General features: G+C 59.6%; 21 protein-coding genes. 7 read left to right on the forward strand and 14 right to left on the reverse strand.

What is annotated here, in order from left to right; translation table 11 throughout:
• Positions 1–37 precede the first annotated feature (37 nt).
• From LOY36_RS26045 to LOY36_RS26055, 3 genes are all read right to left on the reverse strand, one after another.
• On the reverse strand, positions 38–358 hold the full coding sequence (locus LOY36_RS26045; protein ID WP_019650317.1) for a DNA-binding transcriptional regulator: 321 nt from the start codon (positions 356–358) through the stop codon (positions 38–40).
• A complete protein-coding gene (locus tag LOY36_RS26050) occupies positions 351–707 on the reverse strand; it encodes a type II toxin-antitoxin system RelE/ParE family toxin (protein ID WP_258674223.1) in 357 nt (118 codons plus the stop codon). The genes LOY36_RS26045 and LOY36_RS26050 overlap by 8 nt, the downstream gene beginning before the upstream one ends.
• Positions 708–960: 253 nt before the next feature.
• Complete coding sequence (locus LOY36_RS26055) at positions 961–2,244, reverse strand: aspartate aminotransferase family protein (protein ID WP_258671347.1); 1,284 nt, start codon at positions 2,242–2,244, stop codon at positions 961–963.
• A 169-nt stretch (positions 2,245–2,413) separates the two neighbouring features.
• Between LOY36_RS26055 and LOY36_RS26060 the strand changes: the two genes are divergently transcribed.
• The gene (locus LOY36_RS26060) at positions 2,414–3,334 is read left to right on the forward strand and encodes a LysR family transcriptional regulator (protein ID WP_258671348.1); all 921 of its coding nucleotides are present in this window, start codon (positions 2,414–2,416) and stop codon (positions 3,332–3,334) included.
• Positions 3,335–3,559: 225 nt separating this feature from the next.
• Here the strand turns inward: LOY36_RS26060 and LOY36_RS26065 are convergent, their stop codons facing one another.
• From LOY36_RS26065 to bioB, 10 genes are all read right to left on the reverse strand, one after another.
• Positions 3,560–5,338, reverse strand: a complete 1,779-nt coding sequence (locus LOY36_RS26065; RefSeq protein ID WP_258671350.1) for an acyl-CoA dehydrogenase C-terminal domain-containing protein — start codon at positions 5,336–5,338, stop codon at positions 3,560–3,562.
• Between the two features lie 188 nt (positions 5,339–5,526).
• Positions 5,527–7,323 (reverse strand): acyl-CoA dehydrogenase C-terminal domain-containing protein, encoded by a 1,797-nt coding sequence (locus LOY36_RS26070; RefSeq protein WP_258671351.1) that lies wholly within the window; start codon positions 7,321–7,323, stop codon positions 5,527–5,529.
• 90 nt (positions 7,324–7,413) lie between these two features.
• Entirely contained in the window at positions 7,414–8,703 is a 1,290-nt protein-coding gene (locus LOY36_RS26075) for a GGDEF domain-containing protein (protein ID WP_018928822.1), read from the reverse strand.
• Positions 8,704–8,929: 226 nt separating this feature from the next.
• The gene (locus LOY36_RS26080; protein WP_007936490.1) at positions 8,930–10,735 is read right to left on the reverse strand and encodes a phenylacyl-CoA dehydrogenase; all 1,806 of its coding nucleotides are present in this window, start codon (positions 10,733–10,735) and stop codon (positions 8,930–8,932) included.
• 277 nt (positions 10,736–11,012) lie between these two features.
• Complete coding sequence (locus LOY36_RS26085) at positions 11,013–11,309, reverse strand: hypothetical protein (RefSeq protein WP_007936482.1); 297 nt, start codon at positions 11,307–11,309, stop codon at positions 11,013–11,015.
• A 120-nt stretch (positions 11,310–11,429) separates the two neighbouring features.
• Positions 11,430–12,110 carry a dethiobiotin synthase gene (gene bioD / locus LOY36_RS26090; RefSeq protein ID WP_019650312.1) on the reverse strand — a complete coding sequence of 227 codons (681 nt, stop codon included), beginning with the start codon at positions 12,108–12,110 and terminating at the stop codon, positions 11,430–11,432.
• Complete coding sequence (bioC, locus tag LOY36_RS26095) at positions 12,107–12,919, reverse strand: malonyl-ACP O-methyltransferase BioC (RefSeq protein WP_019650311.1); 813 nt, start codon at positions 12,917–12,919, stop codon at positions 12,107–12,109. Before bioC ends, bioD begins: the two co-directional genes overlap by 4 nt.
• Entirely contained in the window at positions 12,912–13,643 is a 732-nt protein-coding gene (locus tag LOY36_RS26100; RefSeq protein ID WP_258671353.1) for an alpha/beta fold hydrolase, read from the reverse strand. Before LOY36_RS26100 ends, bioC begins: the two co-directional genes overlap by 8 nt.
• The gene (bioF, locus tag LOY36_RS26105) at positions 13,636–14,814 is read right to left on the reverse strand and encodes an 8-amino-7-oxononanoate synthase (RefSeq protein ID WP_258671354.1); all 1,179 of its coding nucleotides are present in this window, start codon (positions 14,812–14,814) and stop codon (positions 13,636–13,638) included. The genes LOY36_RS26100 and bioF overlap by 8 nt, the downstream gene beginning before the upstream one ends.
• Before the next feature lie 140 nt (positions 14,815–14,954).
• On the reverse strand, positions 14,955–16,010 hold the full coding sequence (gene bioB / locus LOY36_RS26110) for a biotin synthase BioB (protein WP_008008198.1): 1,056 nt from the start codon (positions 16,008–16,010) through the stop codon (positions 14,955–14,957).
• 90 nt (positions 16,011–16,100) lie between these two features.
• Between bioB and LOY36_RS26115 the strand changes: the two genes are divergently transcribed.
• The 5 genes from LOY36_RS26115 (at position 16,101) to rarD (ending at position 21,928) form a co-directional block, all read left to right on the forward strand.
• The gene (locus tag LOY36_RS26115; RefSeq protein WP_258671356.1) at positions 16,101–16,841 is read left to right on the forward strand and encodes a ComF family protein; all 741 of its coding nucleotides are present in this window, start codon (positions 16,101–16,103) and stop codon (positions 16,839–16,841) included.
• A gap of 63 nt (positions 16,842–16,904) precedes the next feature.
• On the forward strand, positions 16,905–17,669 hold the full coding sequence (locus tag LOY36_RS26120; protein ID WP_018928815.1) for a TOBE domain-containing protein: 765 nt from the start codon (positions 16,905–16,907) through the stop codon (positions 17,667–17,669).
• Positions 17,670–17,824: 155 nt separating this feature from the next.
• Positions 17,825–19,726: a PhoX family phosphatase gene (locus LOY36_RS26125; RefSeq protein WP_258671358.1), complete on the forward strand. Its 1,902-nt coding sequence runs from the start codon at positions 17,825–17,827 to the stop codon at positions 19,724–19,726.
• A 163-nt stretch (positions 19,727–19,889) separates the two neighbouring features.
• Entirely contained in the window at positions 19,890–20,864 is a 975-nt protein-coding gene (locus LOY36_RS26130; RefSeq protein ID WP_258671360.1) for a serine/threonine protein kinase, read from the forward strand.
• Between the two features lie 176 nt (positions 20,865–21,040).
• The gene (gene rarD, locus LOY36_RS26135) at positions 21,041–21,928 is read left to right on the forward strand and encodes an EamA family transporter RarD (RefSeq protein WP_019580701.1); all 888 of its coding nucleotides are present in this window, start codon (positions 21,041–21,043) and stop codon (positions 21,926–21,928) included.
• A 215-nt stretch (positions 21,929–22,143) separates the two neighbouring features.
• On the opposite strand, the gene LOY36_RS26140 is transcribed toward rarD, so the two are convergent.
• Positions 22,144–22,662, reverse strand: coding sequence for a glycine cleavage system protein R (locus LOY36_RS26140; RefSeq protein ID WP_007936467.1), 519 nt, complete (start codon positions 22,660–22,662; stop codon positions 22,144–22,146).
• 581 nt (positions 22,663–23,243) lie between these two features.
• On the opposite strand from LOY36_RS26140, the gene LOY36_RS26145 reads away from it, so the two are divergent.
• The gene (locus tag LOY36_RS26145; RefSeq protein ID WP_258671362.1) at positions 23,244–25,421 is read left to right on the forward strand and encodes a malate synthase G; all 2,178 of its coding nucleotides are present in this window, start codon (positions 23,244–23,246) and stop codon (positions 25,419–25,421) included.
• Positions 25,422–25,537: the final 116 nt, after the last annotated feature.

Consider the following 25,537-nt stretch of genomic DNA (forward strand, 5'->3'; position numbering starts at 1 on the left):
TCAACCTGCGGTGTTCGTCAGGGTTCAGTGCGATGCTTCAGGCCAGTATCTCCAGGCCGTGTTTCTGAACAATGCTCAGCAACTTCAGAGCCATACCGCTGGGGTGTTTGGCTCCCGCCTCCCATTGCTTGACTGTCGAAGCGCTGGTGTTCAAATAACGCGCAAATACTGGCTGGCTGACGTTGTTGCGTTCACGTAGCGCTTTGATCTGCTCAGCCGGGATCGCGTCCGGAACCGTTGCAAGGCATGACTCGTCGAATTCGCGCATGGTTGCCTTACTGATGGCACCGATGGCATACAAAGCACTGGCTGACTCGTGTACCGACTCAAACACGTCACTTTTGAATTTCTTACTCATGGGATATCTCCACAAACTCCTCAATGTCCAGCAAGTGCTGGACCTGCATCTCGGTCAATGTGCCATAAACCTTGGCTAATCCCCGCAGTTGAGTCAGCTCCGCAAGGCTGATATTGCTTCGATCCTTCTTGGCGAACAGCAATTGATAGATCCAATAATGCCCACCCTTTGCCAGAACAATTGAGCGGTGACGGTTGGCATTCAAACGTTTTTTCCAGACCCCGCCGCCGAGATTGTCCGCCTGACCATCGAGCATTTCGGTGAATGCCTCCCGAAGTTCTTCATCGCCGACCCAAGCCTTACCGGCCTGCATCGCAAAACGCTTTGTCTTGAATAACCTCGGTGACATCGGCATCCCTTCCACAAAACATACCACCCAGTGGTATAGAATTCAAAGCCATCGCCACAACCATGTTGTTTCGCTGGCACCGGCACTCCTTGCCGACTCCCTCTAAAAAGCCATTGATCCCGCTATCGCTCAAGCACTGAAATGCCTTCGGCAAAACGCAGAGACAAAAAAACGCCCCACGCGAAAAGAGTCAAACGTGGGGCGATGCGTTATACCGCGAGACGGTTCGGAAATTCGTGTAGGGCGGGTCTGATCAGACCGCAATACCTTTGCGGCACTGCAGTTGCGCGGTGCGTACGCGGGAGAAGGCGCGGGCCAGGCGCAGGAGCATTTCGTCGATGTTGGCCTTGCTGACGGTGAGGGCCGGGGTAAAGCGCAGGCAATCGGGTTGCGGGGCGTTGAGCAGCAAGCCTTCATACAACGCGGCCTTGACTACGGCGTCGGCGGAATCGTCGGACAGATCGAGCCCCCAGAGCAGCCCTTGCCCGCGCAATTCGCCGTGACCATAGCGATGGGCCAGACGACTCAGGCCTTCGCCCAGATGCTGAGCGGTTTCCCGCATATGGTCGAGAAAGCCCTTGTCCTGCACGCTGTCGAGCACGACAAGCCCGGCGGCACTCATCAACGCATTGCCATGATGAGTGCCGCTCATTTCGCCGACTTCGAAACAACAGGCCTTGCCTCGCGCCAACAATGCCGCCAATGGCACGCCACCACCGAGCCCTTTGCCGAGCACCACGATATCTGCCCGTACGCCGTAGGACTGTTCGGCAAGCAATGTGCCGCAGCGACCGACGCCGGTTTGCACTTCGTCGAGTATCAGCAGAATGCCAAGCTCTCGACACAGGCGCTCGACACCCTTGAGGTAGTGCTCGGTGGCGGGAATCACCCCGGCCTCGCTCTGGATCGGTTCGAGCATGATCGCGACTGTCTGGGCATCCACGGCCGCATGCAAGGCCGGCAGGTCATTGAACGGAACAGGACTGAAGCCCGGCAGCTGTGGCTCGAATCGGTTGATCAGATTCGAACTGTCCGACGCCGAAATCGTCCCGAGACTACGGCCATGACAGCCTTTACTGGCTACGATGATCCGCGAAGCGCCACCACGATATTGCTGGCCCCATTTGCGCGCCAGTTTGATCGCCGCTTCACAGGCTTCGCTGCCACTGTTGAGCAGGTACGCCTGGTCACTGCCGGTACTGGCGCAGAGCCTTTCGGCGAGGTTGAGCATGTCGCGGTTGTGCAGTCCGAAACCCGGATTGATCAGCGACTGAGCCTGTTCCGAAATCGCTTTGACCAGTGCTGAAGGGCTGTGTCCGAGGCTATTGGCGCCGCCACCCTGAGAGAAATCCAGGTAAGCGCGGTCATCGCTGTCCCACAGCCAGGAGCCTTGGCCACGCACGAAAATCTGTTTCGGCCGTTCGACACTGGGCATCAGGCACTCTCTGGAAAAGTTGTCGCTTCTGGCCGGCAGGGAAGTGTCCATCGCCAGGTCATCAAGGCTCGGTGGCTTGCGTCGCAGGTTGAACAGATTCATCGGATAAAATCTCGTCCGAGGTTTTTTGCCTTGCCTATGTAAACACCATCGCTGTAAACGGTATTCATCGTGCTTTATGGCCCTGTAAGCCTTGTGAATGCAGTTAGACTAGGCGTAGGCAAGGCACTGAGCCATTTCGATTTCTCAGCATTTTCGATAAGTATTACTTATGGATTTCAAACAACTGCGTTATTTCGTCGCGGTCTACGAAGAGGGCCACGTCGGTCGGGCCGCCGAGCGACTTTCAATCTCCCAGCCAGCGTTGTCCCAGCAGATCCGCCAACTCGAACAGAATCTCGATGTGAGCCTGTTCGAACGCAGTAGCAAACGTCTGCTGCCAACCCTGGCGGCCCACACGTTGTACAACCATGCCCTGCCCTTGCTCGATGGCCTGCAACGCGCGCGCGAAGCCTTGGGCAATTTCAAGGGCAAGGCGCTCCGAACCTTGGCCATTGGCGTGCTGCAAACCGTCCACTCCAGCCTGGTGCCGCAAATGCTCGAACGCGTGCGCAAGGCACAGCCGCATTTAGTGGTGCAGATCTATGAACTGACCGGCCTGGAAATCGAGCGGCGACTACTCAATGGTTCGCTGGATATCGGCATCAGTTACCTGCCGCCCCGTCAGCCGGGTTTGCACGGCGTGCAGTTGTATGAAGATGAGCTGACCCTTGTCATCCCGGCCGACCATCCGTTGCGCGAATTCAAGAAGGTCTCCATGAGTCAGGCCGCCGAGCTGCCCATGTTGCTGTTGGGTGAAGAGTTCCAGATACGGCAGATCTGGCAGACACAATTGGCCAACCTGGGACGCCGTCCGCAGGTGCAGGCCGAGTTGAACAACATGACAGGGATTCTCGACAGCCTGCCGCACACGCGGCTGGCGACCGTTCTGCCAGGGCGCTCACAAAAGACCCATGGTGACCAAGAGCTGCTGTGGAAACCACTGAGTGAGCCGCGGGTGCCGCTGAAAGTGGGGTTGGTGTGTCGGGATGTGCAGCGGCAACAGGCTTCGCTGGCGTTGTTGCGAACGCTGCTGGAAGAGGTGATGGATGAGCACTTGCATAGCCCGACGGCCCTGGATGGGTTGAGCTGAACTTTTTTGCGCCCAAAAGAAAACCCCGCCGAAGCGGGGCTTTGCAGACTGTTTCCCTGACATCCATTTCACTCCGCCGTCCTGGCAGAATCCTACGTGTCCGTGTTGTTGCTTTGCGCTTCCTGCGCGACGTCCATGTGAAGTAGATTAGCTCTGGATCCAATCTGCGCATATGGGAAAACAGCAGCACGTCACGTAAGAGAATGCTTACATAACGCTACAGGGTCAGAATTGTCCTGCATCCAACAGGAACAGCGATTCGCTCCCCGCCTTCACCGACGCACTCAACGAGTGAATACGCGGCAGCAAACGGGCGAAATAGAACCGCGCTGTACCGAGTTTGCTCGCGTAGAAATCGTCCTGCGCTTCTTTACCGAAGGCTGCCTTGGCCATCAGTGCCCACATGTAGGCGTAGGCTGTGTAACCGAAAGCTTGTAGATACTCGACCGACGCAGCGCCGATTTCGTTCGGGTTGTTTTTCGCCCGGTCCAGCAGCCATGCGGTCAGATCGTCAAGGGTGTCCACTGCATCGTTCAGCGGTTTGGTGAACTCCGCCAGATCAGCACTGGCCGTCGCGGTGAAATGACGAATCTCGTCAGCGAACAGTTTGTAGAACGCCCCGCCGCTGCCGACGATCTTGCGCCCGACAAGGTCCAGCGCCTGAATACCGTTGGTGCCTTCGTAGATCTGCGTGATGCGCACGTCGCGAACCAACTGCTCCTGGCCCCACTCACGGATGTAGCCGTGGCCGCCAAAAATCTGCTGGCCGTGAACCGTGGTTTCCAGCCCCAGGTCAGTCAGGAATGCCTTGGCCACAGGCGTCAACAGTGCGACCAGGTCTTCTGCACGTTTGCGAGTGGTGGCGTCTTCGCTGAACTTGGCGGTGTCCAGCTGCATCGCCACGTAAGTGGAAAATGCACGGCCGCCTTCGTTCGAGGCTTTCATGGTCAGCAGCATGCGACGCACGTCCGGGTGGACGATGATCGGGTCAGCCACTTTGTCCTTGTTCTGCACGCCGGTCGGCGAACGGCTCTGCAGGCGGTCGCGAGCGTATTCAATAGCGTTCTGATAGGAACGTTCACCCGAGGCCAGGCCCTGGATGCCGACACCCAGACGCTCGTAGTTCATCATGGTGAACATCGCCGCCAGGCCTTTGTTCGGCTCGCCGACCAGGTAACCCACGGCTTCGTCGAAGTTCATCACACAGGTTGCGGATGCCTGGATACCCATCTTGTGTTCGATCGAACCACAGGTCGCCGGGTTGCGCGCACCGAGGCTGCCATCGGCATTGACCATGAACTTCGGCACCAGGAACAGCGAGATACCTTTCGGGCCTGCTGGCGCGTCCGGCAGCTTGGCCAGTACCAGGTGGATGATGTTCTCGGTCAGGTCGTGTTCACCGCCGGTGATGAAGATCTTGGTGCCGCTGACCTTGTAGGAACCGTCAGCCTGAGGTTCGGCCTTGGTGCGGATAATCCCCAGATCAGTACCGGCGTGCGGCTCGGTCAAGCACATGGAACCGGCCCAGACACCGGCGTACATGTTCGGCAGGTACGCGGCTTTCAGCTCTTCGCTGGCGTGGGCGTTGATCGACAGGCAGGCGCCGGCGGTCAGCATCGGGTACAGACCGAACGACAGGCTGGCGGAGTTGACCATTTCTTCGACCTGCGCCGAAACAGCCTTGGGCATGCCCATGCCACCGTAGGTCGGATCGCCACCGACACCGACCCAACCGCCTTCAGCGTAGGTCTGATACGCCTGTGGGAAACCAGCCGGGGTGCTGACGGCACCGTCGGCCCAGTGGCAACCTTCTTCGTCAGCCGCTCGGCTCAGGGGCGCGATGCTTTTGCTGGTGACCTTGCCGGCTTCTTCCAGAATGGCCTCGACAGTTTCAGCATCGACAGTCTCGGCGAGCGCAGGCAGTTCGGCCCAGAGCTTGGCGACCTCGAAAACTTCATTGAGGACGAAGCGCATATCGCGCAGGGGCGCTTTGTAGTCAGCCATGGCAAACCTCGCAAGATCTAAACAGGTGGTTCATAGGAATAGTGATTTCGCTGTGTCCGAGTGTACCTCAACAACTTTTACGACACATAGGGTCAGCCTATGACCATTTTGTTATTTTTAGTCACTGGCTTACTCCCCCATAAAGAAGCCCGCAGCGAGGCGGGCTTCTTTATGGCTGATTTGAATGATTAAAGTGCAAACAACTCCGCCGGCAACTTCATCAAACAGTCGCTACCCGCCTCGATGGCCGCCCGATGAGCAGCCGTACGCGGCAGTAAACGCTTGAAGTAAAACTCGCTGGTCGCCAGTTTTCCTCGGCAGTAATCGGCATCACCGCTGCCCGCCTCCAACTGCGACTGAGCCACCAGCGCCATGCGTAGCCACAGGTAGCCGAGGATGATGTAGCCGCTGTACATCAGGTAATCCACCGAGGCGGCGCCGACCTCATCCGGATTTTTCATCGCGGCCATGCCGATCCTGGAAGTCAACTCGCCCCACTGCTGGTTCAGTCCGTTGAGTTGCGCAAAATAACTGCCGAGTTGCGGATGCTCAGCGTTTGCCGCACAGAACTTGTGGACGATTTTAGTGAAGCCGCGCAGCAGTTTTCCCTGACTGCCAAGGACTTTGCGCCCAAGCAGATCCAGCGCCTGAATGCCGTTGGTGCCTTCGTAGATCGGTGCGATCCGGCAGTCGCGAACCAACTGCTCCATGCCCCACTCACGAATGAAACCGTGGCCGCCAAACACCTGCATGCCGAGGTTGGTCACCTCCAGCCCAGTGTCGGTCATGAAGGCTTTGCAGATCGGTGTGAGGAACGCCAGCAAATCCTCAGCGTCCTGACGCGCCGCTTCATCCGGGCTCAGGTGCGCAGCGTCCAGCAACTGTGCGGTGAAGTAAGTCAGTGCCCGATTGCCCTCGTTGAAGGCCTTCATCGTCAGTAACATCCTGCGCACATCGGGATGAACGATGATCGGGTCGGCGGGTTTTTCCGGCGCTTTCGGACCGGTCAGCGAGCGCATTTGCAGACGGTCGTTGGCGTATTTGATTGCGCCCTGGAAGCTCGCCTCCCCCAGACACAAACCTTGCATGCCGGTGCCGAGCCGCGCGTGGTTCATCATGGTGAACATGCAGTTCAGGCCCTTGTTCGGCTCACCGATCAAGAAACCCTTGGCGTCATCGAAATTCAGCACGCAGGTGGCCGAGGCCTTGATGCCCATTTTGTGTTCGATCGAGCCACAGGAAACGCCATTGCGCTCGCCCGCCTCGCCCTCGGCATTGGGTAGGAATTTGGGCACGATAAACAGCGAAATGCCTTTGGTCCCCGCTGGCGCGTCCGGCAGTTTGGCCAGCACCAGATGAATGATGTTGTCACTCATGTCGTGTTCGCCGGCGGAGATGAATATCTTGCTGCCGGAGATCGCGTAACTTCCGTCGGCCTGCGGTACGGCGCGGGTCTTGATGATGCCCAGATCGGTGCCGCAATGGGCTTCGGTCAGGCACATGGTGCCGGTCCATTGGCCTGCGGTGAGCTTGCTCAGATAGGTCTGTTTCTGTTCTTCAGTGCCATGCGCATGGATGGCCGACATCGCACCGTGGGTCAGGCCGGGGTACATGCCCCAGGACGTGTTGCTGGAGCCGACCATTTCGCTGATGACCAGCCCCAAGGAACTTGGCAAGCCCTGACCGCCGTAAGCAGGATCCGCCGCCAGACCATGCCAGCCGCCTTCCACGTATTGTGCGAATGCTTGCTTGAAGCCTGTAGGCGTTGTGACTACACCGTTGTCGAAATGACAGCCTTCTTCGTCGCCGCTGCGGTTCAGCGGTGCGAGAACGTTCTCGCAGAATTTCGCGCCTTCTTCGAGGATCGCATTGACCATGTCCGGGCTGGCATCGGTGGCCCCCAGCGCGGCGTAGTTGCTGTGAAAATCGAAGACGTGATCGATCAGAAAGCGCATGTCGCGCAGGGGAGCTTTGTACTCGGGCATGGTCATTTCTCCGGCAGCAGATGGCTCAAACCTACTGCCGTGCATCACACCTCACAATCACAGTCCAGACGCTGAATGCGCCATCATCACTCAACCCGCAGCAGCGTCCATGCGCACTGCGCCACGGCGGTTCTGACCGAATGCCATCACACAGTTTCGCCCCGCGCCCTTGGCGCTGTAGAGCGCCTGGTCGGCGGATTTGAGCACTTCTTCAGGGGTGCGTTGTTCCAGCCGTTCGGCGACGCCGATGCTGACGGTGACCGAAACACTCGAGGCGCCCGAACCCGCGCGACGCTGGCGTCCCTGCTGGTCATCCTGGGGACGGCTGTCCTGATTGCGCAGCTGGATATTGTAAGTGGCGATGGATTCGCGGATGACTTCCAGGTGCGGCATGCACTCTTCGAGGGTCTTGCCTGCGAACACCAAGGCAAATTCCTCACCGCCGTAGCGATATGCCCTACCGCCACCACTGATTTTCGACAGTTTGCTGGCGACCAGACGCAACACTTGGTCGCCGACATCGTGGCCGTGGGTGTCGTTGAATTTCTTGAAGTGGTCGACGTCGCTCATCGCCAGCACGTAATTGCGCCCCAGCCGTTGCATGCGTTCGTTCAGGGCGCGGCGCCCCGGCAGGCCGGTGAGTTCGTCGCGGAAGGCCATTTGATAGGCCTCATGCGCAACCGCGGCGGCAATCATCAACATCACCTGGCTGCACATGATGTTCAGGGTGAAGGGCAGGATGAAGGTTTTCGGCAACATCCAGAACAATCCCAACAGCCCCACCAATTGCGCAGCGTGCAAGGGTCTTGGGTTGCGCCAGTATTGCCAGGCAAGCAACAGGAACGAGGCGATGAACACGGGATAAGACAATTGGATCAAGCTCATCCACGCACCATGCAATGCTGGCCAGCGGATCTCCGACAGCCACATCAGCAGCGCCTGTGGGTAACTTTGCTCCAACCCCAGCGCCACACTGCCGAACGCCAGCAACACAGCGAAGCGCGCCACCATGTCCTGGAACAGGTGAGTGCGCTCTTGCCAGGCGGCGAACAAGCCAAACAGCAACGGCAACAACAGACAGCACAGATGGAACACTACGGCGGCGTCTTCACGAACCTTGCCGTTGTCGCGGTAATAGTCGGTCTGGGTGTCGAGCAGGAAGTAGGCAATGTACACCGTGACCATCAGAAACAGTTCACGCTGACGTCGGTAAACCGCGCAATACGCACCGCCGAGCAACAGCACCAGAGTGGGCAGCACGTTGAACAGCGAAGTGAAGAAGACGTTGAGATCCTTGACGTAGGCAGCCGCAAGCCCCGCGAGCAACAACAGCAGCGATGGCAAAAAATGGCTGAAACGTACAGCGGAAGAACGCGGCAAGGGTAAAGCTCCGACCCGGCAAACAAAGATGGCATTGTGCCTGCATTTGGAGCAGCTAAGCACGTGCAATGTGACACGTGTCACATCGCAGCCTCTTTAACGGCAGCAAAGTCGTTCTTCTTAGCGTTTTAGTCAGGAATATTTAAAGACGTGATCGTTTGCGTCAGGCATAAAAAAGCCGCTGCTTCCGAAGAAGCAGCGGCTTTGTGAAGAGACTGCGTAGGGCTTAGTAACCCAGTGCGAAGTCTTCTTCTTTCATGTCCATCAGGTTGTTGGCGCCCGACAGCATGGTTGCAACGTGAGTGCGGGTACGCGGCAGGATGCGCTGGAAGTAGAAGCGCGCAGTCTGCAGCTTGGCGGTGTAGAACGCCTCTTCGGTGGTGCCGGCAGCCAGTTTCTCGGCCGCCAGACGCGCCATGTCAGCCCAGAAGTAGGCCAGGCAGGCGTAACCGGAGTACATCAGGTAGTCCACGGATGCTGCGCCGACTTCTTCGCGATCTTTCATGGCCGCCATACCGACCTTCATGGTCAGCTCGCCCCATTCTTTGTTCAGCGCAGCCAATGGCTCGACGAACTCTTTGACCGCGTCATTGCCTTCGTTGCTCTGGCAGAACTTGTGGACGATCTTGGTGAAGCCCTTGAGCGCTTCGCCTTGAGTCATCAGCACTTTACGGCCCAGCAGGTCGAGTGCCTGAATGCCGGTGGTGCCTTCGTACAGCATCGAAATACGGCTGTCGCGAACGTTCTGCTCCATGCCCCACTCGGCGATGAAGCCGTGGCCACCGTAGATCTGCACGCCGTGGTTGGCGGATTCGAAACCGACTTCAGTCATGAAGGCTTTGGCGATCGGCGTCATGAAGGCCAGCAATGCGTCGGCTTTCTTCTTCTCTTCTTCATCGACGCCGTATTTGACGATGTCGACTTGCTTGGCGGTGAAGTAAACCATCGCACGGTTGCCTTCGGCGAACGCCTTCATGGTCAACAGCATGCGACGTACATCAGGGTGAACGATGATCGGGTCAGCGGCTTTGTCCGGCGCTTTCGGGCCAGTCAGGGAGCGCATTTGCAGACGATCGCGAGCGTATTTCAGGCCGCCCTGAAAGCCGATTTCGGCGTGTGCCAGACCTTGCAGCGCGGTACCCAGACGTGCGGTGTTCATGAAGGTGAACATGCAGTTCAGGCCTTTGTTCGCCGGGCCGATCAGGTAACCGGTGGCCGCGTCGAAGTTCATCACGCAGGTGGCGTTGCCGTGGATGCCCATCTTGTGTTCCAGGGAACCGCAGCTCACAGCGTTGCGCGCGCCGATCGAGCCATCTGCGTTCGGCAGGAATTTCGGCACGATGAACAGCGAGATGCCTTTGGTGCCGGCAGGTGCGTCCGGCAGACGTGCCAGAACGATGTGGACGATGTTGTCGGCCATGTCGTGCTCACCGGCCGAGATGAAGATCTTGGTGCCGGACACTTTGTAGGAGCCGTCGGCCTGAGGTTCGGCCTTGGTGCGCAACATGCCCAAGTCAGTGCCGCAGTGCGGTTCGGTCAGGCACATGGTGCCGGTCCATTCGCCGGAAACCAGTTTGGTCAGGTAAGCCTCTTGCTGCTCAGGCGTGCCGTGCTCGGAAATAGTGTTCATCGCGCCATGGGACAGGCCTGGGTACATGCCCCACGACCAGTTGGCTTCACCCACCATTTCGCTGACAGCCAGGCCCAGAGACTCCGGCAAGCCCTGGCCGCCGTGCTCTACGTCGTGGGCCAGGCTTGGCCAGCCGCCTTCAACGAATTGCTTGTAGGCTTCTTTGAAGCCGGTCGGGGTTTTAACGCCGGACTCGCTCCAGGTGCAGCCTTCGGTGTCACCCACGCGGTTCAGCGGCGCCAGCACCTGCTCACAAAACTTGGCGCCTTCTTCGAGAATGGCGTCAACCATGTCCGGAGTTGCGTCCTGGCAAGCCGGAAGGCTCTGATAGTGCGCTTCGTAGCCGAGCAGTTCGTCACGAACGAAGCGAATATCACGCAAGGGGGCCTTGTAGTCAGGCATAGCGATAAACCTCTGCTGATGTAACCGGGAATGAACGACCGTGGTGATTTGTTGTGACGGTCAAACAGTTGTTTGAAACATACGTTTACGCCCAAATCTTGTCAAGCGCCGATCTTTTGCCGTTCGTCTTCGATCTAGGGAAATCACGGGCGCGCGGTTGCGCAACGTCGTTGATTGAGCAACACGTCATGTAGGAGAGATTAGTTGAGGGAGAAGGACTTACGCAGAAAAACGCCGCGGACAGACGCGGCGCTGGGATAGTGAATTCAGTGAGGAATCAGGCGAAGGTATCGATCAACGTACCGAGCATTTCATCGGAGGCCTTGGCGACTTTGACGCCAAGTTCCACCTGGAACTTGCCTTGAGACATCTCGACCACATTGCTGGCCAGATCCGATTGCTGGCTGCGGTCTACCGAGCGCAGACGATCGACCTGAACCTCGGAGGACTGACTGGTGACCGAACGCTCGATGGTGTTGTTGGCGATCTGCCCCGAAGCCTGATCGACACGGTTCTGCCCTGTCTGAATAGTGCTCAGACCGGCATAAAAAGCGGTGTTTCCTGAGATTTCCATGGGAGAACTCGTCCTACAAAGGATCAACAGCGGCCATTGAACCAGACACGCCGCTAAAAGGCCCGACAAAAACACTAATGGCACAGTGCCTTATCATAGGTAAAACCCACGCCAGAAACGTCAGTCCAGCAGATCCAGCTGTAGATGTTCGGCCACCGCTTCGGCCGTCACCGACTTGAGTTTCGGCACCCGCCCCAGGCACGGCGCGGGAATGCGCTCGGCCAGCGTCGCCAGGTTCTCTTCAAGACGCGAGGTCTTCGGATCGATGATGTTCGCCACCCACCCCGCCAACTGCAAACCATCCCGAGCAATCGCCTCGGCCGTCAGCAGCGCATGGTTGATGCAGCCCAGGCGCACGCCGACCACCAGGATCACCGGCAGATCCAGCGCCATGGCCAGGTCTGACAGATTGTCTTGATCCGCCAACGGCACTCGCCAGCCGCCAGCGCCTTCGATCAAGGTGAAGTCCGCCCGCATATCGAGAATCTGCCGCATCGGTGCCAGCAGCGATTGCACGGTCAACGCCACGCCGGCCTCCCGTGCGGCCAGATGTGGTGCAATCGCCGGCTCGAACGCAACTGGATTGACCTGTTCGTAAGTCAACGGCAATGAACATTCGGTCCACAGTGCCAGCGCATCGGCGTTGCGTAGCCCCTTGGGCGTGAGCTCACACCCGGAGGCTACCGGCTTACCCGCCGCGGTGCTCAAGCCCGCCAATCGCGCGGCATGCAGCAAACCTGCGGCGACGGTGGTCTTGCCGACATCGGTGTCAGTACCGGTGATGAAATAGGCTGCGCTCATAAGGGTTTCTCCAGCACGGCGTAAACCACTTGATAAGTCGCCGGCAGTCCCTGTGCCTGACGAAACTGCTCGTAAGCCTCGATCAAGCCGAGGATTCGCGCCCTGCCGGTCAAACCACCCGGCCGACCGGGGTTCAGGTTATGCGCCCCGAGTGCCTTGAGCTCATGGGTCAGGCTGCGGACATCGGGGTAATGCAACACATGTGGATGTGTTTCAAGACTGATGACCTTCAAGCCACTGTCCGCGCAAAGCTGCTGGTAAACACCGAACTCGCGGAAGCGGTTGACGTGCACCATGCCATCCACCTGACGCCAGCTGTCGCGCAATTCGTACAGAGTCCCTACACACAGACTAGCAAACGCGAAAATACCGCCCGGTTTCAGCACCCGATACGCTTCGTTGAGCACCGAGGCGAAATCCGCGCACCATTGCACCGCCAGGCTGGAGAAGACCAGGTCGCAGGTCGAATCCTGCAACGGCAAGCGTTCGGCATCACCGGCGATGAAATGGTTGGCGCCGCCCAAGGGACGGGCGTGATTGAGCATCCCCTCTGCGATATCAAGGGCCAGCCCGTTGCCGGCGGGAAAACGCTCACCGAGCGCACGGCTGAAATACCCGGTGCCACAACCCATGTCCAGCCATCGACCCGGGACAAAATCCTCCGGCAAGCGACGCAACAATTCATTGCCAACGTCGCGCTGCAATTCGGCCACGCTGTCATAGCTCGCCGCCGCTCGGGAAAAGGACGCCGCGACCTGGCGTTTATCGGGCAAGCCGCCGGGCAGGTTGGGAAGGGACAAATCAGTCATCACCGGACTCATGCAAAAAGGCCTGAATCGCCCCCGCCACACCGTGGGGGTCTTCCAGAAGAAACGCGTGGCTGGCCTGTTCAATCAGACCGATTTCGACATCCGGCAGCAGCGCCAGCAAATCCCCCGCCGCTTCGGCCGGGACCAATCCGTCGAGACCACCGAACAAGTGCAATTGCGGACCGCGAAACGCCTGCAACGCTTGCCGGGTATCCAGCTGTGCAAGCAACTCCAGGCCGCTCATCAGCACCGATGGAGACGAAAGCGGTGCGCCAGCGAGCAACAGCCGCGATAGCCCGCGCGGGTCTGCGGCACCTTGGGTGCACAGCAGCGAGAAACGTTTCAAAGTCATGCCTGGGTCGGCTTTGCAACCGGCCAGAAACGCGTCGAAGGTCTCGCCGGGCATCCCGCTCGACCACTGCTCATGGGCGACAAAAGAAGGATTACTCGCCAGGGTCACCAAACCGCAGCAACGGTCACCACGCTTCGCCGCCAATTCGGACGCCAGCATGCCGCCCAATGACCAGCCACCGAGCCAGGCATCCTGGGGCAGCGTCGAATCCAGTTCATCGAGCCATTCTTCAAGGTCGCTCGATTCCAGTTCCGGCAGTGGTTCGATTTCGACGCGCAGATGCTCATCCAGGCCTTGCAAGGCAGCCGCCAAGGGTTCCAGCGGAGAAATCCCGAGACCCCAGCCCGGCAGCAGAATCAGACGATCACGCATGGCTTGGCTCCGGTCCCAGTTGTTGAAAACAATCGGCCAGTCCATTTAACAATAGCTGCACCTGCGCCTCGCTGTGGGCGGCGGTCAGGGTTACGCGCAAGCGGGCGCTGCCGGCAGGCACGGTCGGTGGACGGATCGCGGTCACCATCAGGCCACGCTCACGCAGCATCTGCGACAGCCGGACCGCGCGCCCGGCATCGCCAATCATGATCGGCTGGATCGGCGTGGAGCTGTCCATCAACTCCAGGCCAATCTGCTCGGCGCCTTGGCGGAACTGGCGAATCAGCGCCTGCAAATGCTCACGTCGCCAATGTTCGCTGCGCAACAATTCCAGGCTTTTAAGCGTCGCGCAGGCCAGTGCCGGCGGCTGGCTGGTGGTGTAGATGTAGGGGCGAGCGAACTGGATCAGGCTCTCGATCAACTCCTCACTGCCAGCCACAAAAGCACCGGCCGTACCGAACGCCTTGCCGAGGGTGCCAACCAACACCGGCACGTCCTCCTGACACAGGCCGAAATGCTCGACGACCCCACCGCCATTGGCGCCCAGCGGACCAAAGCCGTGAGCGTCATCGACCATCAACCAAGCACCTTTGGCCTTGGCTTCCCGCGCCAGCGCCGGCAGATCGGCGATGTCGCCGTCCATGCTGAACACGCCGTCGGTGACCACCAGCGTATTGCCGGTGGCCTTCTCAAGGCGTTTGGCCAGACTGGCCGCGTCGTTATGCAGATAGCGATTGAAACGCGCACCGGACAGCAGCCCGGCATCCAGCAACGACGCGTGATTGAGCCGGTCTTCCAGCACCGTATCACCCTGCCCGACCAATGCGGTAACCGCGCCGAGGTTGGCCATGTAGCCGGTGGTGAACAGCAGTGCGCGCGGGCGGCCGGTGAATTCGGCCAGGGCTTCTTCCAGCGCGTGATGCGGGCCGCTGTGGCCAATCACCAGATGCGAAGCACCACCGCCCACGCCCCAACGCGACGCGCCGGCGCGCCAGGCTTCGATCACTTGCGGGTGATTGGCCAGGCCCAGGTAATCGTTGTTACAGAACGCCAGCAACGGCTGACCATCGACCACCACTTCCGGGCCTTGAGGGCTTTCAAGCAGCGGGCGTTGGCGATAAAGGTTTTCGGCACGACGGGCAGCAAGGCGCGCGCTGAGATCGAAAGACATGCAGACCTCGCGAGTAGAAGAGAGGCACGAACATCTGTAGGAGCTGCCGAAGGCTGCGATCTTTTGATCTTGCCCGTATCAGCGTCGATCCAGAAAAGATCGCAGCTTTCGACAGCTCCTACAGAAAAGCCTGAACGTGGTTAAACAGCAGCGTTATAGAACTGCTCGCTGCTCTTCTGCTCCACCAGTGCCTGTTCGATGGCGGCCTGATGCACTTCGTCGGCGTGCTCTTCGCGGGCTTCCGGCAGGATGCCCAGACGCGAGAACAGTTGCATGTCCTTGTCTGCCTGCGGGTTGGCGGTGGTCAGCAGTTTTTCGCCGTAGAAGATCGAGTTGGCGCCGGCAAAGAACGCCAGGGCCTGCATCTGCTCGTTCATCGCTTCGCGACCGGCGGACAGGCGTACGTGGGATTTCGGCATCAGGATGCGTGCAACGGCGAGCATGCGGATGAAGTCGAACGGGTCGACGTCGTCGGCATTTTCCAGCGGCGTGCCGGCGACTTTCACCAACATGTTGATCGGCACCGACTCTGGATGCTCCGGCAGGTTGGCCAGCTGGATCAGCAGGTTGGCGCGGTCGTCGAGGGACTCGCCCATGCCGAGAATGCCGCCGGAGCAGATCTTCATCCCCGAATCACGCACGTAGGCCAGGGTTTGCAGGCGCTCGCTGTAAGTGCGGGTGGTGATGATGCTGCCGTAGAACTCCGGCGAGGTGTCGAGGTTGTGGTTGTAGTAGTCCAGGCCGGCTTCGGCCAGGGCGACGGTCTGGTCCTGATCGAGACGACCGAGGGTCATGCAGGTTTCCAGGCCCATGGCCTTCACGCCTTTGACCATCTCCAGCACGTAAGGCATGTCTTTGGCCGACGGGTGTTTCCACGCCGCGCCCATGCAGAAACGGGTCGAACCGATGGCCTTGGCGCGAGCAGCCTCTTCGAGGACCTTCTGCACTTCCATCAGTTTTTCTTTTTCCAGGCCAGTGTTGTAGTGACCCGACTGCGGACAATATTTGCAATCTTCAGGGCACGCGCCGGTCTTGATCGACAGCAGGGTGGAAACCTGGACGCGATTGGCGTCGAAATGCGCGCGGTGCACCGTCTGCGCCTGGAACAACAGGTCATTGAATGGCTGAACGAAGAGTGCTTTGACTTCAGCCAAAGACCAGTCGTGACGCAGGGTGGCAGTGGTGCTGGCGCTCATGGGCGATTCCTTGGTTATGCTTGGCAAGCGACTGGGGAATGGAATACCCACAGACGCGACACGGATGTTCGGCATATTTAAGGAAGACTCATGCACTGTCAACCACGATACGAAGGACCGGTTTACATCTGGTTAAAAAACAAACAATCCTGTTTGCTCTGCTCAGAGGTCGCGGACGACACCCTACCGATCTGCATGGCCTGCGAAACCGAGCTGCCCTGGCTGGGCGACCAATGCCATACCTGCGCCCTGCCCTTGCCCGCCACCGGTCTGACGTGCGGCCAATGCCTGAAACAACCGCCAGCTTTCGAGCGAGTCGCCGCTCCCTGGACTTACAGCTTTCCCGTCGACAGTTTGATCACCCGCTTCAAGCACAGCGCAAAATGGCCGTTTGGCCGCCTGCTCGCCGAACTTCTTGCTCAGTTCCTGCAAAATCGCTTCGATGAAGATCTGGATCGGCCCGACGCGCTGATACCGGTACCGCTGGCCCCCAAGCGGCTGCGCCAGCGGGGTTTCAACCAAGCGGCGATGCTCGCCCGCTGGCTCAGCGCCGGCCTCGACATTCTTTGTGATGAAACGCTGTTGGTGAGGACTCAGGACACCAGCGCGCAACAAGACCTTAATGCCGATGCACGTAAAAAGAACCTGCGCCACGCCTTCGCCCTGGCGCCCGAGGCTTCGGTCAAAGGTCGCCACTTCGCACTGGTGGACGATGTGCTGACCACCGGCGCCACCGCACAGGCCCTGGCCCGGCTGTTAATGGCGGCGGGTGCGACGCGGGTCGACGTCTACTGCCTGGCCCGTACCCCCAAACCTGGCGATGGGGCCTGACTTGACTCCCGCACGCCAAGTCGCCAACGTCCCATCCATCGCCACAGCCCAAAGCGCCTTGCCATGTCCTTGCCTACGTTGTTGTCCCAGCACATTGTCCGTCGTCCGCAGCGCATCGCGTTGCTGCAACACATCGCCGAACAGGGCTCGATCACCCGCGCCGCAAAAAGCGCCGGTCTGAGTTACAAGGCCGCGTGGGACGCCATCGACGAGCTGAACAACCTCGCGCAGAAACCACTGGTGGAGCGCAGCGTTGGTGGCAAGGGCGGCGGTGGCGCCAAATTGTCCAGCGAAGGCGAGCGCGTGTTGCGCCTGTATCAAAAGCTGCAAGCGTTGCAGGCTCAGGTTCTGGAAGCCGCCGAAGAGGCCAGCGACCTGGACTTGCTCGGTCGGCTGATGCTCAGAACCAGCGCGCGCAATCAATTGCACGGCAAGGTCGTGGCGATCGATGCACAGGGGCGCAACGACCGGATCCGCCTTGAACTGGCCGAAGGCTTGCTCATTGACGCGCAGATCACTCACGACAGCACCCTGCGCCTGGAGCTGGAAACGGGTACCGAAGTGGTCGCACTGATCAAGGCCGGTTGGCTGGAACTGCTTGGCATCGATCAAGCTGCAACACATGGCAACAATTGCCTGAAGGGCACGATCGAAGAAATCCTCGACGCTGAAGACAGCCCCAGCGAAGTGCGCATCGGCCTGCCCAATGGCCAGACACTTTGCGCCCTGGCCGAGCCGCTGCACCTGAAAAACCTCGGGCTTGCCGCCGGTAAACCGGTGCAGGTGCAGTTCGCGCCATCGAACATCCTGCTGGGTACACCGCTGTAGGAGCTGCCGAAGGCTCGGGCCGCGTTCGGACGATCTTTTGATCTTAAATTCAGGATCAAAAGATCGCAGCCTTTGGCAGCTCCTACGAGGTGACTGCAACAAAAGCTTCATCAACCGCCCTTAAGGTGGCTGCAAAAACCCGCAGGGAGCCTGATGTGAGCCTATTAGAAGACAACCAACCCACCGACCTCGAAAAAATGGTCGGCCTCAGCCGTCGTGGCTTCATCAGCGCCGGCGCCCTCTGCGGTGCGGCGATGTTTCTCGGTGGCAACCTGCTGAGTCGCAGCGTGCTGGCCGCCAGCGTCAGCGCCGGTTCCAGCAAGCTGTTGGGCTTCGACAGCATTGCCGCCGCCACCACCGATACCATCACCCTGCCGCCGGGCTACAAGTCCTCGGTTTTGATTAGCTGGGGTCAGCCTCTGCAAAAGAATGGCCCGGCATTCGACCCTAGCGGTAACGGCACGGCCCAGGCGCAGGAAGTCCAGTTCGGCGACAACAACGACGGCATGAGCCTGTTCGAATTCCCCGGTGACAAAGACCGGGCGCTGATGGCGATCAACAACGAATACACCAATTACCGCTACCTCTACCCCCACGGCGGCATGCCGCAATCGGCGGAAGATGTGCGCAAGGCCCTGGCCTGCGAAGGCGTGTCAGTGATCGAAGTGCAGCGCAAGAACGGCCAGTGGCAGTTCGTCCAGGGCTCGCGCTACAACCGGCGCATTCACGGTAATGCGCCCATCAAACTGAGCGGCCCCGCAGCGGGTCACGACCTGCTGAAAACCAGTGCCGACAAACACGGCAAGAAAGTCCTCGGCACCTTCCAGAATTGCGCCAACGGCAAAACGCCGTGGGGCACTTATCTGACCTGCGAAGAGAACTTCACCGACTGCTTCGGCAGCAGCAATGCCGAGCAAAAATTCGACGCCGCGCAGAAACGCTACGGCGCAGTGGCAACCAGCAAAGACATCAACTGGCATCAACACGATCCACGCTTCGACCTGGCGAAAAATCCCAACGAACTCAACCGCCACGGCTGGGTGGTGGAAATCGACCCGTTCGATCCGCAATCGACGCCGGTCAAACGCACCGCGCTGGGCCGCTTCAAACATGAAAACGCTGCCCTGGCCGAAACCAACGACGGTCGCGCCGTGGTGTACATGGGCGACGACGAACGTGGCGAGTTCATCTATAAATTCGTCAGCCACGACAAGATCAACCACAAAAACCCCAAAGCCAACCGCGATCTGCTGGACCACGGCACCTTGTACGTGGCGCGTTTCGATGCGGGCGACGGCAACGCCGATCATCCGAAAGGCCAGGGTCAGTGGATCGAACTGACCCACGGCAAGAACGGCATCGACGCCAGCAGCGGCTTTGCCGATCAGGCCGAAGTGCTGATTCATGCACGTCTCGCAGCCAGTGTGGTAACCGCCACGCGCATGGACCGCCCGGAATGGATCGTCGTCAGCCCCAAGGACGGCCAGGTTTATTGCACCCTGACCAACAACGCCAAGCGCGGCGAAGAAGGCCAGCCGGTGGGCGGCCCGAACCCGCGCGCGAAGAACGTCTACGGGCAGATCCTGCGCTGGCGCACCGACCGCGACGATCACGGTTCGAATAGCTTTGCCTGGGACCTGTTTGTGGTCGCCGGCAACCCGGGCGTCCACGCCGGCACGCCGAAGGCCGGCTCGTCGAACATCACCCCGCAGAACATGTTCAACAGCCCGGACGGCCTGGGCTTCGACAAGGCCGGGCGCTTGTGGATTCTGACCGACGGCGACTCGAGCAACGCGGGTGACTTCGCGGGCATGGGCAATAACCAGATGCTCTGTGCTGACCCGGTGACTGGCGAGATCCGCCGCTTCATGGTCGGGCCGATAGGTTGTGAGGTGACGGGGATCAGCTTCTCGCCGGATCAGAAGACCTTGTTTGTCGGGATTCAGCATCCGGGGGAAAACGGCGGTTCGACGTTCCCTGAGCATCTGCCCAACGGCAAGCCACGGTCTTCGGTGATGGCGATTACCCGCGAGGATGGCGGGATCGTCGGCGCCTGACAGGGCCTCTTCGCGGCAAGTCTCGCGCCTACTGTAGGAGCAAGGCTTGCCCGCGAAAGCGTCAGCCCAAACAACTCTTACCTCAAGCCCACCCCCTAAAGATGCCCCGTCTGCGCTACCATGCTTGGCCGGACGCGGCAGCCTGCCGCGCGCAGGAGTCAGCATGGCCCACCCGTTTGAAACCCTCACCCCAGACCTCGTGCTCGATGCCGTCGAAAGCATCGGCTTTCTCAGCGACGCGCGCATTCTGGCGCTCAACAGCTACGAGAACCGTGTCTATCAGGTTGGCATCGAAGACTCCGAGCCGCTGATCGCCAAGTTTTACCGTCCGCAGCGCTGGACCAACGAAGCGATTCTCGAAGAACACCAATTCACCTTCGAGCTCGCCGAGTGCGATATACCGGTGGTCGCGCCGATGATCCACAACGATGAAAGCCTGCACGAACACAACGGTTTCCGTTTCACCCTGTTCCCTCGCCGTGGCGGCCGCGCTCCGGAGCCGGGCAACCTTGATCAACTGTATCGCCTGGGCCAACTGCTGGGTCGTCTGCATGCGGTCGGTGCTACAAAACCGTTCGAGCATCGTGAAGCGCTAGGGGTGAAGAATTTTGGTCATGACTCGCTGACCACCTTGCTCGAAGGCAATTTCATCCCGCGCAGCCTGCTGCCCGCCTACGAATCCGTGGCCCGCGACCTGCTCAAGCGCGTGGAAGAGGTCTATCAGGCCACGCCACACCAGAACATCCGCATGCATGGCGATTGCCACCCCGGCAACATGATGTGCCGCGACGAGATGTTCCACATCGTCGACCTCGATGACTGCCGCATGGGTCCGGCGGTGCAGGATATCTGGATGATGCTGGCGGGTGACCGTCAGGAATGTCTGGGGCAGTTGTCGGAACTGATGGATGGCTACAGCGAATTCCACGACTTCAATCCGCGGGAACTGGCGCTGATCGAACCGCTGCGCGCCTTGCGGTTGATGCATTACAGCGCCTGGCTCGCCCGCCGCTGGGACGACCCGGCCTTCCCCCGCAGCTTTCCGTGGTTCGGCACCGAGCGCTATTGGGGTGATCAAGTGTTGGCGTTGCGTGAGCAATTGGCGGCGCTGAATGAAGAGCCATTGAAACTCTTCTAAACACCGCGTCCCTGTAGGAGCGAGCGGTGCGGCGATCCGACTTGCCCGCGAAGAACGATAATGCGGTTTGCCTGACATACCGAGTCATCGTTCTTCGCGGGCAAGCCTCGCTCCTACAAAAAAGGCCACACATCTATACAATCCCTTCTTTGTTAGCTGCCTAAGCAAGGATTCTCATGCAAGCCGCCAACCTGCGTCGCGGGTACATTCTGGGCCTGAGTGCCTACATCATCTGGGGATTGTTCCCGCTCTACTTCAAAGCCATCGCCAGCGTGCCCGCCGTGGAGATCATCATCCACCGAGTGCTTTGGTCCGCGTTGTTCGGCGCCTTGCTGCTGCTCGTCTGGAAGCATCCCGGCTGGTGGCGCGAGCTGCGTGAGAATCCACGGCGGCTGGCGATCCTGGCCCTGAGCGGCACGCTGATCGCGGCCAACTGGCTGACTTACGTCTGGTCGGTGAACAATGGACGCATGCTTGAAGCCAGCCTCGGTTACTACATCAATCCATTGGTAAACGTGTTGCTGGGGATGCTGATCCTCGGCGAACGGCTAAGGCGCATGCAGTGGATTGCGGTGGGGCTGGCAGCGGTCGGTGTCGCGCAGCAAGTGTGGCAAGTCGGCAGTCTGCCGTGGGTGTCGCTGGTGCTGGCATTGACCTTCGGCTTCTACGGCCTGATCCGCAAACAGGCGCCGGTCAAGGCGCTGCCGGGGCTGGTGGTGGAAACCTGGATGCTGGTGCCGATTGCTGTCGCCTGGCTGCTGTTCAACCCGACGGCGACCAGCGCGCAAGCCGCATTCTGGACCAGCTCCGAAGCCTGGTGGCTGGTAGCCGCCGGTCCGGTGACGTTGGTGCCGCTGGTGTGTTTCAACGCCGCCGCACGGCACTTGCCATACACCACCCTCGGATTTCTCCAGTACCTGGCGCCGACGCTGGTGCTGTTGCAAGCCGTACTGCTGTTTGGCGAACACTTGTCGTCCAGCACGCTGGTGGCGTTCATCTTTATCTGGGCAGGTCTGGCGGTTTACAGCATCGACGCGTGGATAAGTCTGCGCCGCCGCAGCTGATCAGAAAACGTACAAACCTCTACAGGCCACGTCTCCCGTGGCCTGCATCCATCCTTCCCAAGGTTATCCACAGCGTGATCCCCGGCGTTTGTGCGCAAGTCACTGAAACTGCTGGTTTTTTGATCAGATCCTGAAGAGCCCCGGCCGGCGCGGGCTGGCGGGGTGTCTCTACAGGTTATCCACAGGCAGGTGCACGTATAACTTGGATAACCTGTTCAAGGTTCGCTGCGCAGCACCAATTCGACCATCAGGTCGTCCGCCAGGGTTTCCAGGCGCGATTGCAGCACCTCCAGCGACAAAGTCAGGGGCACCGCGAGAATTGCTTCGGCATGGAACAACGGCTCGCTGCTCATCGGCGCCGGACGCACTTCGGTCACCAGCCGCTCCAGGCTCACCCCTTGCTCACTCAGCAGACGCGTAATGTCTCGCACAATGCCCGGACGATCATTGCCCACCAGTTCCATGGCAATCGGCTTCCAGGTGCAGGATTGTTCGATGCTGCTTTCGGCGATCATCACGCGGATGCCCTGGGTCGACAGTCCCTGTAGGGCGTCTACCAGTTCATCGTAGGCTTCGGCGGGCACGCCCACCCGAAGAATCCCGGCGAACTGCCCGGCCATGCGCGACATGCGGCTCTCCAGCCAGTTGCCGCCATGCTCGGCAATGCATTGGGCAATGCGCTCGACCTGCCCGGGCTTGTCCGGGGCGAATACCGTGAGTACGAGATGGTCCATGGCGCAGCCCTCTTGTCATGACTTTTGTTATGGAAAGGCAAGTATAGGCAAGGCGCTGGTTGTGGCGAGGGGGCTTGCCCCCGTTGGGTCGCGAAGCGGCCCCTTGAGTTTCTCCAGCGTATTCGCATCAGGCGATCTACGACTGCTTCGCAGCCGAACGGGGGCAAGCCCCCTCGCCACAAAAACCCCCTCTCCATAGCAGGGCATCGAAGATTATGTGTACAAGTTTTTATATTTAGCTGGAACAATCCAATGGTTTTTTGAGAACATCCCGCTCCCCGACATGACTGCAATGCGTCATAGGGTCGCAGAACGACGTAATTAGTCTAATTTTCACAACCGCAATTCATCATGTAGTATGCCGCAGCGCGCACTACATAACGTTGGATCGATGTCTGCCGCAGGCACACTCGCAACCCTGAAAGCCCCGTCAGCAAGGCCGCAATGCCGTTGATCGGAACGAACCCAGCCGCCAGCAATGGCATGTACTGGTAGAAGGGTTTGTGGTTTAAATGGCCAGAGGCTTCATTGTTAAATTGAAGAGCTGAAAAGCGAAATAGCTGAGCAGAGTGAGGCAAGCAATGACTGAACACGTTCAAGTCGGTGGCCTGCAGGTCGCCAAAGTCCTGTTCGACTTCGTGAACAACGAAGCCATTCCCGGTACCGGCCTCACCGCCGACACGTTCTGGGGCGGTGCCGACAAGGTCATCCATGACCTGGCGCCGAAGAACAAAGCCCTACTCGCCAAACGCGATGATTTCCAGGCTCGCATTGATGCCTGGCACCAGGCTCGTGCAGGTGTTGCGCACGATGCGGTGGCCTACAAAGCCTTCCTGCAAGACATCGGTTATCTGCTGCCAGAAGCGGCCGATTTCCAGGCAACGACACAAAACGTCGATGACGAAATCGCCCGCATGGCCGGCCCACAGTTGGTGGTGCCGGTAATGAACGCCCGTTTCGCGCTCAACGCCTCGAACGCCCGCTGGGGTTCGCTGTATGACGCGCTCTACGGCACCGACGCCATCAGCGAAGCGGATGGCGCGGAAAAGGGCAAAGGCTACAACAAGGTACGTGGCGACAAGGTCATTGCTTTCGCCCGCGCCTTTCTCGACGAGGCCGCGCCACTGGCTGCCGGTTCCCACGTCGACTCCACCGGCTACAAAATCGTTGACGGCAAACTGGTCGTCGCCCTCAAAGGCGGCAGCAACACTGGCCTGCGCAACGATGCTCAACTGATCGGTTTCCACGGCGATGCGGCGGCTCCGACCGCGATCCTGCTGAAGAACAACGGCCTGCACTTCGAAATCCAGATCGATGCCAGCACCCCGGTCGGCCAGACCGACGCAGCCGGTGTCAAAGACATCCTGATGGAAGCCGCGCTGACCACCATCATGGACTGCGAAGACTCGGTCGCCGCAGTCGATGCCGATGACAAAGTGGTGATCTATCGCAACTGGCTCGGCCTGATGAAGGGCGACCTGTCGGAAGAAGTCTCCAAGGGCGGTCAGACCTTTACCCGCACCATGAACGCCGACCGCACCTACACCGCTCTCGATGGCAGCGAACTGAGCCTGCACGGTCGCTCGCTGTTGTTCGTGCGCAACGTCGGTCACCTGATGACCATTGACGCGATCCTCGACAAAGACGGCAACGAAGTGCCAGAAGGCATTCTCGACGGTCTGGTGACTTGCCTCGCGGCGATCCATAGCCTCAACGGCAACAGCTCGCGCAAGAACAGCCGTACCGGATCGGTCTACATCGTGAAGCCGAAGATGCACGGCCCGGAAGAAGCCGCGTTCACCAACGAGCTGTTCGGTCGCATCGAAGACGTCCTCGGCCTGCCGCGCAATACGCTGAAAGTCGGGATCATGGACGAGGAGCGCCGTACCACGGTCAACCTCAAGGCCTGCATCAAGGCTGCCAGCGAGCGCGTAGTGTTCATCAACACCGGTTTCCTCGACCGCACGGGCGATGAAATCCACACCTCCATGGAAGCCGGCCCGATGGTGCGCAAGGCCGACATGAAGGCCGAGAAGTGGATCAGTGCCTACGAGAACTGGAACGTCGATATTGGCTTGAGCACCGGCCTGCAAGGTCGTGCCCAAATCGGTAAAGGCATGTGGGCCATGCCGGACCTGATGGCAGCGATGCTGGAACAGAAAATCGCTCACCCATTGGCCGGTGCCAACACCGCCTGGGTTCCATCGCCGACCGCTGCTGCGCTGCACGCGCTGCATTACCACAAGGTCGACGTGTTCGCCCGTCAGGCCGAACTGGCCAAACGTGCGCGTGCTTCGGTGGACGACATCCTGACTATCCCGCTGGCTGTGAATCCGAGCTGGACTGCGGAACAGATCAAGAACGAACTGGACAACAACGCCCAGGGCATTCTCGGTTACGTGGTGCGCTGGATCGACCAGGGCGTAGGTTGCTCGAAAGTGCCGGACATCAACGACGTCGGCCTGATGGAAGACCGTGCGACGCTGCGTATTTCCAGCCAGCACATCGCCAACTGGCTGCGCCACGGCATCGTTACCGAAGCGCAAGTGATGGAAAGCCTCAAGCGCATGGCGCCGGTGGTTGACCGTCAAAACGCCAACGACCCGCTGTACCGCCCGCTGGCACCCAACTTCGACAGCAACATCGCCTTCCAGGCGGCGGTCGAGTTGGTGGTCGAAGGCACTAAACAGCCGAACGGCTACACCGAGCCGGTTCTGCACCGTCGTCGTCGCGAGTTCAAAGCTGCCAATGGCCTTTGAGTAGACGCTGAAGCCGGACGTAAAAAAGCCCTGATCGAGAGATCAGGGCTTTTTCATTTACGCTGTCTAGTCCTGAAATAGGTTCACACCTGTTTCAGGACTAGACATGCAATTCC

This window comes from Pseudomonas sp. B21-019 (genome assembly GCF_024749225.1).
Lineage (GTDB): Bacteria > Pseudomonadota > Gammaproteobacteria > Pseudomonadales > Pseudomonadaceae > Aquipseudomonas.